The 14622-nt window shown below is 40.2% G+C and carries 18 protein-coding genes; 15 read left to right on the top strand and 3 right to left on the bottom strand.

What is annotated here, in order from left to right; translation table 11 throughout:
* Window positions 1-3 precede the first annotated feature (3 nt).
* The gene (locus tag ABZP26_RS15640) at window positions 4-657 is read right to left on the bottom strand and encodes an endonuclease (RefSeq protein WP_028834827.1); all 654 of its coding nucleotides are present in this window, start codon (window positions 655-657) and stop codon (window positions 4-6) included.
* Window positions 658-909: 252 nt separating this feature from the next.
* Between ABZP26_RS15640 and ABZP26_RS15635 the strand changes: the two genes are divergently transcribed.
* The gene (locus ABZP26_RS15635) at window positions 910-1290 is read left to right on the top strand and encodes a hypothetical protein (protein WP_013466145.1); all 381 of its coding nucleotides are present in this window, start codon (window positions 910-912) and stop codon (window positions 1288-1290) included.
* Between the two features lie 29 nt (window positions 1291-1319).
* On the opposite strand, the gene ABZP26_RS15630 is transcribed toward ABZP26_RS15635, so the two are convergent.
* A complete protein-coding gene (locus tag ABZP26_RS15630) occupies window positions 1320-1763 on the bottom strand; it encodes a PaaI family thioesterase (protein WP_013466144.1) in 444 nt (147 codons plus the stop codon).
* A gap of 198 nt (window positions 1764-1961) precedes the next feature.
* Between ABZP26_RS15630 and lexA the strand changes: the two genes are divergently transcribed.
* From lexA to ABZP26_RS15605, 5 genes are all read left to right on the top strand, one after another.
* Window positions 1962-2579 (top strand): transcriptional repressor LexA, encoded by a 618-nt coding sequence (gene lexA, locus ABZP26_RS15625; protein WP_008114166.1) that lies wholly within the window; start codon window positions 1962-1964, stop codon window positions 2577-2579.
* A 493-nt stretch (window positions 2580-3072) separates the two neighbouring features.
* A complete protein-coding gene (gene coxB, locus ABZP26_RS15620) occupies window positions 3073-4215 on the top strand; it encodes a cytochrome c oxidase subunit II (protein WP_013466140.1) in 1143 nt (380 codons plus the stop codon).
* The gene (gene ctaD, locus ABZP26_RS15615; protein ID WP_368485135.1) at window positions 4215-5807 is read left to right on the top strand and encodes a cytochrome c oxidase subunit I; all 1593 of its coding nucleotides are present in this window, start codon (window positions 4215-4217) and stop codon (window positions 5805-5807) included. The genes coxB and ctaD overlap by 1 nt, the downstream gene beginning before the upstream one ends.
* Window positions 5807-6337: a cytochrome c oxidase assembly protein gene (locus tag ABZP26_RS15610; protein ID WP_013466139.1), complete on the top strand. Its 531-nt coding sequence runs from the start codon at window positions 5807-5809 to the stop codon at window positions 6335-6337. The genes ctaD and ABZP26_RS15610 overlap by 1 nt, the downstream gene beginning before the upstream one ends.
* 35 nt (window positions 6338-6372) lie before the next feature.
* On the top strand, window positions 6373-7248 hold the full coding sequence (locus ABZP26_RS15605; RefSeq protein ID WP_028834829.1) for a cytochrome c oxidase subunit 3: 876 nt from the start codon (window positions 6373-6375) through the stop codon (window positions 7246-7248).
* On the opposite strand, the gene ABZP26_RS15600 is transcribed toward ABZP26_RS15605, so the two are convergent.
* On the bottom strand, window positions 7151-7459 hold the full coding sequence (locus ABZP26_RS15600) for a DUF2909 family protein (protein ID WP_081745118.1): 309 nt from the start codon (window positions 7457-7459) through the stop codon (window positions 7151-7153). The genes ABZP26_RS15605 and ABZP26_RS15600 overlap by 98 nt on opposite strands.
* Before the next feature lie 14 nt (window positions 7460-7473).
* Here ABZP26_RS15600 and ABZP26_RS15595 point away from each other — a divergent pair, with 14 nt between their 5' ends.
* The 9 genes from ABZP26_RS15595 to ABZP26_RS15555 all read left to right on the top strand — a co-directional run bounded on the left by ABZP26_RS15595 (window position 7474) and on the right by ABZP26_RS15555 (window position 14620).
* Window positions 7474-8214 (top strand): SURF1 family protein, encoded by a 741-nt coding sequence (locus ABZP26_RS15595; RefSeq protein WP_013466137.1) that lies wholly within the window; start codon window positions 7474-7476, stop codon window positions 8212-8214.
* Window positions 8204-8698 carry a hypothetical protein gene (locus ABZP26_RS15590; RefSeq protein ID WP_013466136.1) on the top strand — a complete coding sequence of 165 codons (495 nt, stop codon included), beginning with the start codon at window positions 8204-8206 and terminating at the stop codon, window positions 8696-8698. Before ABZP26_RS15595 ends, ABZP26_RS15590 begins: the two co-directional genes overlap by 11 nt.
* A gap of 12 nt (window positions 8699-8710) precedes the next feature.
* Window positions 8711-9700, top strand: coding sequence for a heme A synthase (locus ABZP26_RS15585; protein ID WP_024602181.1), 990 nt, complete (start codon window positions 8711-8713; stop codon window positions 9698-9700).
* A gap of 12 nt (window positions 9701-9712) precedes the next feature.
* A complete protein-coding gene (gene cyoE / locus ABZP26_RS15580) occupies window positions 9713-10642 on the top strand; it encodes a heme o synthase (protein ID WP_013466134.1) in 930 nt (309 codons plus the stop codon).
* Window positions 10639-11256: an SCO family protein gene (locus ABZP26_RS15575; RefSeq protein WP_028834830.1), complete on the top strand. Its 618-nt coding sequence runs from the start codon at window positions 10639-10641 to the stop codon at window positions 11254-11256. Before cyoE ends, ABZP26_RS15575 begins: the two co-directional genes overlap by 4 nt.
* Before the next feature lie 163 nt (window positions 11257-11419).
* The gene (locus ABZP26_RS15570; protein ID WP_024602184.1) at window positions 11420-11692 is read left to right on the top strand and encodes a lipid asymmetry maintenance protein MlaB; all 273 of its coding nucleotides are present in this window, start codon (window positions 11420-11422) and stop codon (window positions 11690-11692) included.
* An 8-nt stretch (window positions 11693-11700) separates the two neighbouring features.
* Window positions 11701-12063, top strand: coding sequence for a response regulator (locus ABZP26_RS15565; RefSeq protein WP_013466131.1), 363 nt, complete (start codon window positions 11701-11703; stop codon window positions 12061-12063).
* Window positions 12064-12077: 14 nt separating this feature from the next.
* The gene (locus ABZP26_RS15560; RefSeq protein ID WP_013466130.1) at window positions 12078-14153 is read left to right on the top strand and encodes a chemotaxis protein CheA; all 2076 of its coding nucleotides are present in this window, start codon (window positions 12078-12080) and stop codon (window positions 14151-14153) included.
* Window positions 14135-14620, top strand: a complete 486-nt coding sequence (locus tag ABZP26_RS15555; RefSeq protein ID WP_013466129.1) for a chemotaxis protein CheW — start codon at window positions 14135-14137, stop codon at window positions 14618-14620. The genes ABZP26_RS15560 and ABZP26_RS15555 overlap by 19 nt, the downstream gene beginning before the upstream one ends.
* The last annotated feature ends 2 nt before the right edge of the window (window positions 14621-14622 follow it).

Raw genomic sequence — 14622 nt, 5'->3', positions numbered from 1 at the left:
AACTTACAGCTTTTTACTATTTGTGTTAGCAGCATAAGCTTGTTGTTGCCAAGCATTAAATAGCTTTTGTTGTTTAGCTGAAATTTTTAAACCATACGTTTTTTGCATGTAAGCGTACGCATCGGCAATGCGTTTACGTGCATGAACAGGCGGTTCAACAACACGTTGTTTAAAATTAACTTTAACCTCACAGCGACCATATTGCGTCGCGTTTTGGGCTAACATGCCAAAGCGGTAGTTTGAGCGATCGGCGTTAATTTCACCAATTGCAGGGGCTAAATTGTTTATATCGGCTTCCATCAAGCGAAACTTAGCGCTAACTTTGCGGCAGTTTTTACGCCCACCATCTTGCCAACATTGTAACTGGTGACCAAATTCCCATGCAGGGACAATATGTTCCCATTCAATTCGCAGGGCACGTTGATTTACTTTGCCTGAGCGGGTTAGTGTGTTGCGAGGCACGTAGCCACAATGGGTAGGGTCGGGTACCAACTTTTTGCCTTGTTTTTTTATATCGCAACCACAATAAATACTTTTAGCGTTTTCGGGAAGGGTATTAATTAAGTGCTTTTTGGCACTCGAAAACCGCGTAAATTGTTCGCCCATTGCTGAAAAACAAGCACAGCAAGCCAACAAAGCTAAAATAAACCGAATCATATCCATCACATACGTGAACTACAGGAGCGGCTAGTTTAAGGCCTAGAATAAAAAAGTAAACTGCCGCCGGCATGCTTTAATTTTAATTTGCGTATTTTGTGTAGGGCGTTTTTTAGGAGTAAATAGTGGGCAATATTCAGAGGCTAACGCTAAAAACGCGTTAATGCAGTGATTCCTGCGTTGTTGATTTGGTATAACGGTAAAACTGCGTTAAAGTTTGCAATGAGATTAATAGAGGGTAAAAACGAGATAATGTCGGAAATTCAATTTTTAAATGTAGATCTAGAGCTTGAGTCAAAGCAAGATATTAGCGTATTAGTTGCTGATTTAAAAAAGGTCGCAACTATTTTACATTATGATAAAGACGAATACCGTCAACTTGCTCGCATTGAGGTTGCAGGTGAAATAACCACGCCAGATAAAGCGATTAATCACTTGTGTGAGTTAATCGAGTCGTGTTCACGCAATGCATTAAAGCAATGGTTGAGTTGTTCACGCAGAACTTTCGATATTGGGTTTGAGTCTGGCACTTCGCCAAAATGCTTTAACCAAGCCTTACATGCAGATACCTTGTTACGTATATCTGCAATTGGTGCAGGCGTAGAAATTACTATTTACCCTTTCGAAAAGTAATTTAATTTCAACCTTGGTTAATTGACTTACTAGCCTTTTCGCTCTACTACGGCTGCGGTCATACGTGATACGCAGCAAAGCTCATTGCGGCTATTGGTTATTTTAATATCCCAAACCGAGCTGCGCTTGCCGATATGATAAGCTCTCGCTGTGGCCGTTAATGTGCCATTGCGTGATGCCTTTAAATGACTTGCACTGATCTCTTGGCCAACACAATAAAACCGATTGAAATCAACCACAAAATTAGCGGCATAACTTGCTACTGTTTCAGCAAGCACCACATTTGCACCACCATGAACGATACCCATAGGGTTATGATGCTCTGGAATTGCCGGCATAGTTGCCACTAAGTAGTCATCACCAATTTCACTGATTTCTATTCCCATGGTTTTCATGAGTGTCCCTTGGCCTGTAATACCTTGATCTAATTGCTTACAAAACTCTAATGTAATCGGTTGATGCCAAATACTCATGCTAGCTCCTTGGATAAGTAATTGAGAATTAAAATTTATTAATATGATAATGCGTTGCTAATAATTACATTTATCACCCTGCTTTTAAAGTAGGTTATTGTTTGATGATAACGGCATATAAGGCATTAATTTATATTTGCGATTTTTAAATAACTGTATATACTCACAGTTAATTGTACTGTATGGAAAACCAGTTGTATGCGACCATTAACGAAACGCCAAGCGCAAATACTCGAACTCATTAAAGTGTTTATTAAAGACACTGGTATGCCTCCTACACGTGCCGAAATTGCACAAACACTGGGTTTTAAAAGTGCGAATGCTGCAGAAGAACACTTAAAAGCACTGGCCAAAAAAGGTGTGATTAAAATGAAGCCAGGCGCGAGTCGGGGCATTCAGCTTGTTGAAGAAGAGGAGCCAGAGCAGTTAGGCTTACCTTTAATTGGCAGGGTGGCTGCCGGTGAGCCTATATTGGCGCAACAGCATGTAGAAAGCCACTGTAAAATTGACCCTTTAATGTTTAAACCTGCGGCCGATTTTTTATTGCGTGTTAACGGTATGAGTATGAAAGACATTGGTATTATGGATGGTGATTTACTTGCTGTGCATAAAACCCAAGTTGCCGAAAATGGACAAGTTATTGTTGCCCGTGTTGACGACGATGTAACCGTGAAGCGTTTAGAAAAAGCGGGCAGAAAAGTACTCTTACATGCTGAAAATGATGAGTTTTCAGCTATTGAGGTCGATTTAGAAAATGAGTCGTTCAATATTGAAGGCTTAGCGGTAGGTGTTATTCGTAACGCTGACTGGATGTAGTATTAAAGCATAATTTAGCGCTTAATAGTGATTAGGCGCTGGGTTTGTTAGCAGCACAATGTCTAACTTATCAAATGTATGACTATATGTTGTTAAGTGCTTCTCCTATCATAAATAAAATCACTAAATACTTTATAAATAAACAAATTTACTCTGCTTTTTTAAGTTAACAATTTTTTATATTTCTATCCTGTAATTTCAATACACCCCTTACTAAACCTGACTCTTAGATTAATTGCCTGACTAGTTGCTATTTTTTTAGCTGCGCATTTTAAAAAATACACCTTGTTTATTTTTCATACTCACCTTGCTTATTGTTTATTTTTTAACTAGTTATTAAAGAGCTGGAATAAAAATAACTCACAGCTTAGTCGTTTTGAGAACACACATTTACTAAATCCAGCACCCTTATAAAAAATAAAAATAACGAATAGGCGTTTAAGCCGTATGCCTCTTCGCTTTGCGTCAGCAATAGCATCAAAGGAGCCGTCACATGGGTAAGCTGAGTTCTTCCTTGTGGCTTATATTGTTTGTTTTTTCGCAGAATGTGCTTGCTAATAGCCAATATAATATGCGTAAAGGCGTAACCGATATAAGTAATAATGTATACCAACTGCACATGACTATTTTTTTAATATGTTGTGTGATTGGGGTGATCGTGTTTGCCATTATGTTTTGGGCACTCATTCATCATCGCAAATCTAAAGGGGCTGTCCCTGCCCAATTCCATGAAAGCACCAAAGTAGAAATACTGTGGACTGCGATCCCTTTTGTCATATTAATTGTTATGGCCATTCCTGCGACTAAAACCTTAATTGCCATGGAGGATGCCAGCAAAGCTGATCTCACCATTAAAATTACAGGCTCACAGTGGAAGTGGCATTACGAGTATATGGGGGAGGACGTTGAGTTTTATTCCATGCTAGCTACACCTCAAAATGAAATAACCAACCTTGCTGATAAAAACCCGAATTATTTACTCGAGGTCGATAAACCGCTGGTACTACCAATTAATCAAAAAGTACGTTTTTTAATGACTTCAGATGATGTTATTCACTCATGGTGGGTGCCTGACTTTGCCGTTAAAAAAGATGCAAACCCTGGGTTTATTAATGAAACATGGACCAATATTAATGAGGTTGGTACTTACCGTGGGCAGTGTGCAGAGCTTTGCGGTAAAGATCATGGTTTTATGCCTGTTGTGGTAGAAGCTAAAACTGAAGAAGACTTCAAAACGTGGTTAGCAGAGGCTAAACAAGCCAAGCAAAAAGCAGCTGCAGCAGACGCTGCGTTATTAGACCAAGTTGTACCAAAAGAAGAGCTGATGGCGCTTGGTGAGCAGGTTTATATGGCGAGCTGCGCGGCGTGCCATCAGCCAACAGGATTAGGCTTGCCGGGTGTTTTTCCGGCTCTTAAAGGCAGCCCAATAGTCATAGGTGATATCAAAGGGCATATAGATATTTTGCTCCACGGTAAACCAGGTACGGCTATGCAGTCTTTCGCAAAGCAATTATCAATCAAGCAAATAGCAGCTGTTATTACCTATAAACGCAACGCGTGGGGTAATGACACTGGTGATGTAATTCAACCGAGCGAGATACAAGCGGCACTGGATGCTGATGGGGAGGCTAAATAATGAGTAGCATTGCAGAACAACCTAATACCAATGAGGCTCATCATGCCCATCAACCTGCCACAGGCTTTAAGCGCTGGTTATTTACAACCAACCATAAAGATATAGGTAGCTTATATTTAGTTTTTTCACTCACCATGTTTTTAATTGGTGGGGCAATGGCGATGGTTATTCGAGCTGAGTTATTTCAGCCGGGCCTACAACTGGTTGATCCTCACTTTTTTAATCAAATGACCACAGTGCATGGTTTAATAATGGTGTTTGGTGCGGTTATGCCAGCCTTTACCGGCTTGGCAAACTGGATGATCCCGCTAATGATTGGTGCGCCAGATATGGCCTTACCGAGAATGAATAACTGGAGCTTTTGGATTTTACCGTTTGCGTTTTTAATCCTATTAGCTTCATTATTTATGCCTGGTGGTGGCCCTGCATTTGGTTGGACCTTTTACGCGCCGCTTTCCACCACTTATAGTAACGACAACACAGCAATGTTTGTATTTGCTGTGCATATTATGGGTATTAGTTCGATTATGGGGGCCATTAATGTGGTGGTCACCATAGTAAATATGCGTGCTCCGGGTATGACGTGGATGAAGCTGCCGTTATTTGTGTGGACATGGTTGATCACGGCGTTTTTACTTATTGCAGTTATGCCGGTACTTGCTGGTGCAGTTACTATGGTGCTCACCGATAAATACTTCGCGACCAGTTTCTTTGATGCCGCTGGTGGTGGCGATCCGGTGATGTTCCAACATATTTTTTGGTTTTTTGGTCACCCTGAAGTTTATATTATGATTTTGCCTGCCTTTGGCATTATTTCTACGATTGTTCCCACCTTTTCACGTAAAAAACTATTTGGTTATGCCTCTATGGTGTATGCCACCTCCTCCATTGCCTTGTTGAGCTTTATTGTGTGGGCGCATCATATGTTTACCACTGGTATGCCCGTGGCGGGTGAGTTGTTTTTTATGTACGCGACTATGCTGATATCGGTACCTACCGGCGTAAAAGTATTTAACTGGGTAGCGACTATGTGGCGCGGGTCTATTAGCTTTGAAGTGCCAATGCTGTTTAGTATCGCATTTATTGTGTTGTTTACTTTAGGTGGTTTTTCGGGGTTGATGCTAGCGATTACACCTGCCGATTTCCAATATCATGATACCTATTTTGTGGTTGCACACTTTCATTATGTACTCGTAACGGGCGCGGTGTTTTCTATTATGGCGGGGGCTTATTATTGGCTGCCAAAATGGACCGGAAACATGTTCAATATTACCTTAGCAAAATGGCATTTTTGGTTGTCGTTAATAAGTGTAAATGTGCTGTTTTTCCCAATGCATTTTGTGGGGTTAGCCGGTATGCCACGCCGTATTCCAGATTATGCGCTACAGTTTGCTGATTTTAACGCCATTATTAGTATAGGTGGGTTTGCCTTTGGTTTATCGCAATTATTATTTGTGGTGGTTGTGTATAAATGTGCAAAAGGGGGCGACAAAGTGCCTGCAAAAGTTTGGGATGGAGCTGAGGGGCTTGAATGGGAAGTTGATTCACCTGCGCCTTATCATACGTTCTCAACGCCGCCGGACATTAAATAATGACTCACTTGCCGTTATTAAAAAAGCTGGTGGTGATTTGCATTGCAATGTTTGCATTTGCATTTGCCATGGTCCCTTTGTATGACGTGTTTTGCGATATAACGGGGCTTAATGGTAAGCCCTCGTTAGAGCAGGCACAGCAAAGTACCTTGGTCACTGAAAATAGAGAAGTCAGCGTTAGTTTCACTACGCATGCGCAAAGTGGTGCGCCTTTTGAAGTTAAATCTAAAGAGTACAGTGTAGATGTAAAGCCTGGGGCTATGCGTGAAGTTAAGTTTAGCGCTAAAAATAACAGTAATGAAGATAAAGTAATGCAGGCTATACCGTCGGTAGCACCAGGAAAAGCGGCCAAGTATTTACACAAAATAGCGTGTTTTTGCTTTGATCAGCAACCGTTAAAGGCAGGTGAAGAGCTGGAGTTTACATTATTGTTTTATGTAGATACTGAATTACCCAGTGATGTAGAAGAGTTAACCCTGTCTTATACCGTATTTGATATTAGCGAGCGGCTAGTAGCCAGTAATAACTAGCTTATAAAACTAGTGAAAAACTAGGAGCAAATAAAATGAATCAAAAATATGAACATTATTATGTACCAGAGCAAAGTCCATGGCCAATAGTTGGGGCAGTTGCGTTATTTTTTATTGCGGTAGGCGCAGCCTTAACCGTAATGGATATGGGCAAAGAGGGTGGTAATGGCGTTTACTTGTTATACGTAGGTATAGCTGTACTCCTTTACATGCTGTTTAGCTGGTTTAAAAATGTCATACACGAGTCTGATCAAGGGCTTTATTCTGCACAAATGGACCGTTCTTTTAGGCAAGGTATGAGCTGGTTTATTTTTTCAGAAGTGATGTTCTTCATGGCATTTTTTGGGGCGCTTTTTTATGCTCGCATGTTTTCTGTGCCTTGGCTTGGAGGTGCGGATAACAACGCCATGACAAATGAAGTATTGTGGCCGACGTTTGAAGCCATGTGGCCATTGCTAAATACCCCAGGAGGCACTTCGACCCAAGCGATGGGCTGGCAAGGGTTGCCGCTTATCAACACCCTTATTTTGCTGGCCTCGTCGGTAACTTTACATTTTGCCCATGTGGCGATGGAAAATAATAAACGTACCCCACTCAAAGTATGCTTGGGAGCGACCATTTTACTCGGAGTGTGCTTTTTAGGGCTGCAGGTAGAAGAGTATATATATGCTTATAACGATCTTAACTTAACCCTTGATGCGGGCATTTATGGCAATACCTTCTTTTTGTTAACCGGCTTTCACGGCATGCACGTCACCTTAGGAACAATTATTTTATTGGTGGTGTTTTTACGCATTATGAAAGGACATTTCACTAAAGATAAGCACTTTGCCTTTCAAGCTGCAGCTTGGTACTGGCATTTTGTTGATGTTGTTTGGCTGTGTTTGTTTGTATTTGTGTATGTGCTTTAGTGATTAAGGGAGACTGATTTGCCTTAATAAAACCAAGTTTTAGTGCGGCAATCACCATCACTAATACCACAACAGAAAATAACACCCGACGCCCTAAAAAGTGAGACATAGGGCGTCCATTGGTTTTCCCTGACACCATAATTAATAAAGCACGAAATAAATTAAATAATATAAATAATAACAGTAGAACAATAATAATTTTAATAATCACTGGATTATACCCTTATGCAGTTAGTTGTATTTAACAAACAAAAGCTTAGCTCAATAATAACAATTTGCTTGGTTGTTATTGTGGTATTGGTTTGTGTGCGACTAGGGTTTTGGCAATTACAGCGAGCAGAACAAAAGCAACAGCAGCTTAGTGCCATTGAAAATATACAACAACATGGCGTAATGAGCTGGGCAGAGTTACAACAGCTGCCAAAAGAGTGGAACAAAACCGGTGTATTGGTTTCGTTAAATGGTTATTTTGACACTAATAATTATTGGTTGCTTGATAATCAAATCTATAATGGTCAGGTTGGTTACGACTTACTGGCATTATTAAAACTGTCTGATGAATCACGCTTTTTGTTAGTGAACTTAGGCTGGGTAAAAGCAGAACGTTCAAGAGAAATCCTACCAAACGTAACAATACCTAGTGGTAAATTTACGTTAACGGCACAAATTAAAGAAGATAATTTAAGTGGCTTTACCTTAGCCAATAACAATACTCAGTCGGATTTAGCCAAACGAATTCAAATCATTGATTTACAAGCATTGAGTAGCCAATCTAATCGCCCTTTAGTGAATTTTATGGCTTACCGCCAAGGTCAAGCTGATGAAATTGCTGCCCCTCATTATGAAGCCGTTGTTATGAGTCCAGAAAAACATTATGCCTACTCAGTACAGTGGTTTTTAATTGCGGTTGCCTGTGTGGTGGTCGCTATTTTTGCAAGCAGGAAGAGGATAGATAATGAAAAATAAACCCCTGTTACTCTTTGCTGTGTGCTGCGCTATTCCCTTAGTGCTGGCTTACAGCGCGTTAAAACTTGATTGGCTACCTACAGCAATTACTAACCATGGTGAATTTTTAGAGCGTGAAATTAAGCTAGACAATTGGGCGCAGCATAATCCTAAGCAATGGACCATCGCTTTAAATTATTCAGCACAATGCAAAGCGTCTTGCACAGAGCAATTAGCCGCTTTAGACAATTTATATGTTGCCCTTGGCAAAAACCAACACAAAGTTGATATGGCTATTATGGGACAGCCTGAGCTAGTTACAACGCGTTGGCATGTTATTGATGAGCAACAGCAGTTAAAACCTGCCAGTTTGTATTTAATCGATCATATGGGGCTAATTGTACTGGAGTATCCATTTAGTTCTCAACCACAAGAAAACCGTTTGATCCAAAAAGGGTTATTAAAAGATCTAAAAAAATTACTCAATTACTCTCGTTCGAGCTAAGTAGAGGATGCTATGTATAAAAACTATAAAAATTTGGTATTAGCAACGAGTTTATTCGCATTAATTGTGGTGGCTCTGGGCGCATACACGCGTTTAAGTGACGCAGGGCTTGGTTGTCCCGATTGGCCTGGTTGTTATGGCTTTTTAACCGTGCCTAAACACGAAGCAGAGATTGCACAAGCGATTCAAAGTTATCCCGATATGATATTTGAAAAAGCAAAAGCATGGAAAGAAATGATCCATCGCTACTTTGCAGGCACGCTTGGGGTATTAATTTTAGTGTTGTTTATTTTAGCTTTTCTAAAGCGTCAGTACCCAACCACGCCTGTAAGGTTGCCTATGATATTGCTGCTGCTTGTTATTTTTCAGGCCGCATTAGGTATGTGGACGGTTACTATGAACCTACAGCCGCTTATAGTTATGGGGCATTTGCTCGGAGGATTTAGTATTTTAGCGTTATTAACGCTATTGTATTTGCGTCTGACCAGCCAACCTATTACGGGTGGTGATGCGGGCGCAAAACCTCACTTTAAATTAAGCCTCGTGGCATTAACGGTACTGATTTTACAAATCGCCCTTGGTGGTTGGTTAGCGGCTAATTATGCGGCTCCACATTGTAATGGCTTACCGCTGTGTAGTTACGCTCAGCCTTTTTCATTCAGTAGTGTCTTTCAGCTCCCCCTTGAGCACAGTAATTATGAATTTGGTGTGTTGTCGCAACAGGCGCGTATGTCTATTCATTTACTGCATCGAATATGGGCCTTAGTTACTTGCATTGTTTTAGCCTTGGTGATGTGGCGTATATACAGTCATGCCTATTCGCAAAAAATTAAAAGCTGTACGGTGAGTGTGTTAGTGGCGTTATTCTGCCAGATAGCTTTAGGGTTAGCCGTGGTGCATTTTCATTTTCCGTTAGGCGTGGCACTGGCGCATAACTTAATGGCTGCCATACTGTTATTAACTATGGTTAGGTTATGTTATTACCTAAAAGTACGTACTTAGAGGGGAATGATTATGGCACTTACAATTAATAAAAAAGCAATGCAGCCCGTTTACAGCGCATCGTTATTGACTAAAAGTTACCACTTAATCCAAGATTATTTGGCAATAAGTAAATTTAAAGTAGTGGCTATGCTAGTGTTAACAGCATGGGTTGGCTTAGCGCTAGCCCCTGATGTTGGCAGAGGTGTTGGGGTTCAGTTCATCAGTTTATTAGGGATTGGATTACTCTCTGCGGCCGCCGCAGTCATCAATCATGTGGTTGATAGCGAAATTGATAGCAAAATGGCACGCACCCGCCATCGCCCTGTTGCTAAAGGGCGTTTAAGTAAATTACATGCACTGAGCTTTGCTGCTGTGATTGGCGTTGCGGGCTTTATTATGCTGATGTTGTGGGCAAATACGCTCACAGCCATACTGACCTTATTTGCACTTGTTGGTTATGCGTTTATTTATACGTCATTTTTAAAACGTGCCACACCACAAAATATAGTTATAGGGGGATTAGCCGGTGCAATGCCTCCATTACTCGGTTGGGTGTCTGAAACAAATCAAATGGCGGCAGCCCCTTGGTTGCTGGTGATGATTATATTTACCTGGACCCCACCTCATTTTTGGGCGCTCGCCATCGCGCGTAAAAGTGATTATGAGCGGGCTAAAATCCCCATGTTACCGGTCACCCATGGTATCGATTTTTGTAAAACATGCGTGCTTGCATATTCGGTATTACTCGCCATTGTATGTGTGTTTCCTTATTTGATTGGCATGTCAGGGCTTATTTATCTAAGCGGGGCATGTCTTCTCAATATTGTATTTATATACAAAGCAATTAACTTAAAGTTTGCCGCCAAAGAAGACACTGCGATGGATTTATTTCGTTTTTCGATTATTCATTTGATGATACTATTTATCATCTTATTTATAGATAAATGGCTAGTTATATGAAGCAGTTATGGTGTGGTTTAGTTGTTTTTTCAGTACTCTTTTTATCGGCCTGTAGTGATAAAAAAAATTTACAAGATCTTGATGCGTTAGTTTATGAAACCGCAAAACCGTTATCTGACTTTTCGTTGAGTGATCAACAAGGGAAGTTAGTAACCAAACAGCAGTTTTTAGGCCAGTGGAATTTAGTGTTTTTAGGTTACACAAGTTGCCCTGATATTTGCCCGATGACGCTAGCTAAGCTCAACAATGCCTATAAAAATTTGCAGGCTGAGTATCCACTACAAGTATGGTTTATATCTGTTGATCCTAAACGTGATATTGCTCAAAAACGTAAAGAGTACATAGATTACTTTAATCCAGATTTTTTAGCTGTATCAGGTGAACATAAAGACTTATTTCCATTTGTCCGCGAGCTTGGATTAATTTACGCAATTAGTGATAGTAATGAATCCGACTATGCGGTGGATCATAGTGCATCTGTTGCCCTTGTTGATGGCAGTGGCGCACTAAGAGCTATTTTTAAGCCTGAATTTAAACAAGGAGATGTGCCTTTGGTTAATACTACAAAATTAACCGCAGAATTTATTAAAATAGCCGAATACTACAAAAACTAGCTTTTAAAGGTTTTACGATTTTAAAGGGGCTTTATGCCCCTTTTCGCGTTTTTTATTAACGGTTTTTAATTAATTAGTTATTTTTTAGTCGTTTTTATGGCGTTTTCATTATCTCGGTCTAAGCTTTTGTTATGGATTGAGTTGATAAGGAAAAGCTTAAAAAATGCTTAAACTACCAAACGAACTTTCAATTGTTCATGTTGAAGTTTTACATCAAGATTTATTAAGCGAACTTAATAATAGCCGAGATATTTGCTTAGATATTAGCGATGTAATGTCTGCTGATACGGCCTCGGTTCAACTTTTATGTGCCCTACAAAAACATCTCCTTACTATTAATCAAAAAATTGCCTGGGTTGGCAGTAGTGATGCATTAACCAATGCCATTGATCAACTCGGTTTAAGTGAATACCTAGCACCAGAAAGTACTAATTAGAGGTCTATATGAAAAGAATATTAGCTGTAGATGATTCTGCATCAATGCGTCAAATGGTGAGTTTTACGTTAAAAACAGCAGGGTTTGATGTTACCGAAGCCAAAGACGGTAGTGAGGCATTAGCGATTGCCAAGCAGCAAGGTTTTGATGCAGTTATTTCTGATGTAAATATGCCTGTTATGGATGGGATCACGCTTATTAGAGAGTTAAGAGGGCTTCCGAATTACAAGTTTACACCGCTACTTATGTTAACCACAGAATCGGGTATGGATAAAAAGGTAGAAGGGAAAGCTGCTGGGGCAACAGGGTGGATTGTAAAGCCCTTCAATCCAGATCAACTATTAGCCGTGCTAAAAAAAGTAATCCGCTAACCTAGGAGTGCACTGTGAGTATTGATTTAAGCCAGTTTTTTGAAGTGTTCTTTGAAGAGAGTTTTGAAGGCCTCGATGTTATGGAGACTGAATTACTCAACTTAGTGCCGGGCGAAGAAGACTTAGAAACCATTAATACTATTTTTAGGGCTGCCCATTCTATTAAAGGAGGCAGTGCTACCTTTGGGTTTAATTCAATCGCAAACTTCACTCATGTTCTAGAAACATTACTGGATCAAATACGTGAAGGTCAGCGAAATATAAGCAGTGAACATATTAACTTATTACTTAAATCAGTAGATTGTTTAAGAGCCTTGTTGCATTCGCTTAAAGTACAGGAAGAGCCTGATTTAAGCCAAGCTGACTCATTACGAGAGCAGTTTGAAAGATTACTTGGCATGCCTGAAAGTGAAGCCGTAGTGGCAGAAGCCAGTGTTGAACAGGTCATTATTAATACTTATCAAATTGATTTTAAACCGCATTTTCATTTGTTTAAAACGGGTAACGAACCGCTGTTTATGATCAGTGAATTAGCTGAACTTGGTGAATTGGAAGTACAAGCGTTTACAGATGTCATACCTGATATTAAAGATTTAACGACCGATGAATGCTTTTTATATTGGCGATTTTTCTTAAACACTGACCGTGACGATCAAGCAATTAGAGAAATTTTTGAGTGGGTTGAGGACGATGCCGATATTAAAATTGAGCTTTGCGGTGGCTTATTTAATGATGGTAAAGCAGCAGAAGCTGCAGTGGTCAACGAACCTGTTATTGAAACACCAAAAACGGTTGTTGAACCCAAAACCAATAAACCAAAAGCACCAACCAGTGCAAAAGCAGCGCCTGAGTCAACTTCCATTCGTGTTGGCATTGATAAGGTCGACTCACTGATTAATATGGTTGGAGAGTTGGTCATTACCCAAGCGATGCTAAATCAGCTTAGCGAACAAGAAATGACGCCTACCACGGTGACCTCGCTTCAAGAGGGGCTTGCGCAATTAGCGCATAACACCCGCGACTTACAAGAAAACGTGATGCGTATTCGCATGCTGCCAATTAACTTTGTGTTCAGTCGTTTTCCACGTTTAGTACGTGATATTGCCCAAAAGCTTAATAAAGAGGTGGAGTTAAAGCTGATAGGAGAACAAACAGAATTAGATAAAACCGTTATGGAAAAAATATCCGATCCTATGGTGCATTTAGTAAGAAACTCATTGGATCATGGTATTGAAACGGTAGAAAAACGTATTGCAGCAGGAAAAGATCCTGTGGGTAAGGTTACATTAAATGCCTTTCATCAGGGCGGCAATATCGTCATTGAAATTATGGATGATGGCCAAGGTCTTAACACTCAAAAGATCAAAGAAAAAGCGATTACCAATGAAGTGATCGCCGCTGACAGTGAGCTAACAGATGATGAAATTAACGAACTCATTTTTATGCCAGGATTTTCTACCGCTGATGAGGTCAGTGACTTATCTGGCCGTGGTGTGGGTATGGATGTGGTTAAGCGTAATATTCAATCATTAAATGGCTCGGTAGAAGTGACATCTGCTGCTGGAATTGGTTCTACTTTTACTATTCGGCTACCGCTCACTTTAGCTATTTTAGATGGGCAATTAGTCAAAGTAGCCAAGCATACTTACATTATTCCACTGATCTCGATTGTAGAATCGTTGCAAATTGATATTGCAAAAGTAAGCCGTGTTGGTAAAGACCTAGATGTACTCAGATTACGTGATGAATACATTCCTATTTTACGTTTATACGACATTTTTAATCACCAAAATGCCATTGAATCGTTAGATAAAACCTTACTAGTTGTCGTGGAAAACGATAATCAAAAAGTAGGGTTACTTGTCGACGATTTACTTTCACAACAGCAGGTGGTTATAAAAAGCTTAGAGGCTAATTACCACAAAGTGGATGGTGTGTCGGGGGCAACGATTTTAGGTGATGGGCGTGTTTCGTTAATTTTAGATATTAGCGGCTTGATAAAGCTTTCAGGGTTAAAAAAGCCAGGTAGCCAAGCATTGAGTATTGAGCCATCGACCATCTTGGAGGATTCATGTTCTCTGAATCAATAGCATTAAATAGCAATATTGAACTACAGCGCAAAGAGGGCATTAAGCAGTTTCTCACCTTTATTATGGCTGAAGAAGAGTACGGAGTAGATATATTAACGGTGCAAGAAATTCGTAGCTGGGAAGATATAACCGCACTGCCAAATGCCCCTGAGTACGTAAAAGGCGTGATTAATTTACGCGGCACCATTGTGCCAATTATTGATTTACGATTGCGCTTTGGTTTACCCACCATTGAGTATGGACCGTTAACGGTAGTCATTATTGTAAAAGTTGAGTTTGAGCAAGAAAGTAAAGTGATGGGGATCACGGTAGACGCCGTAGCGGATGTTTACAGTATTGCTGAGCAAGACGCTAAAGCAGTGCCAAGTTTAACCCAAACAAATGAAAGTGAATATGTCGCAGGGCTAGTGAATGTGGGTGATAAAATGGTCGCGCTAATTAACCTGCAGGCAACCATGAATATTTAGCG

It is taken from the genome of Pseudoalteromonas sp. SD03 (assembly GCF_040937955.1).
Lineage (GTDB): Bacteria > Pseudomonadota > Gammaproteobacteria > Enterobacterales > Alteromonadaceae > Pseudoalteromonas > Pseudoalteromonas tetraodonis.
Note: the sequence above shows the minus strand (reverse complement) of the source record. Positions and strands in the feature narration are given on the sequence as shown.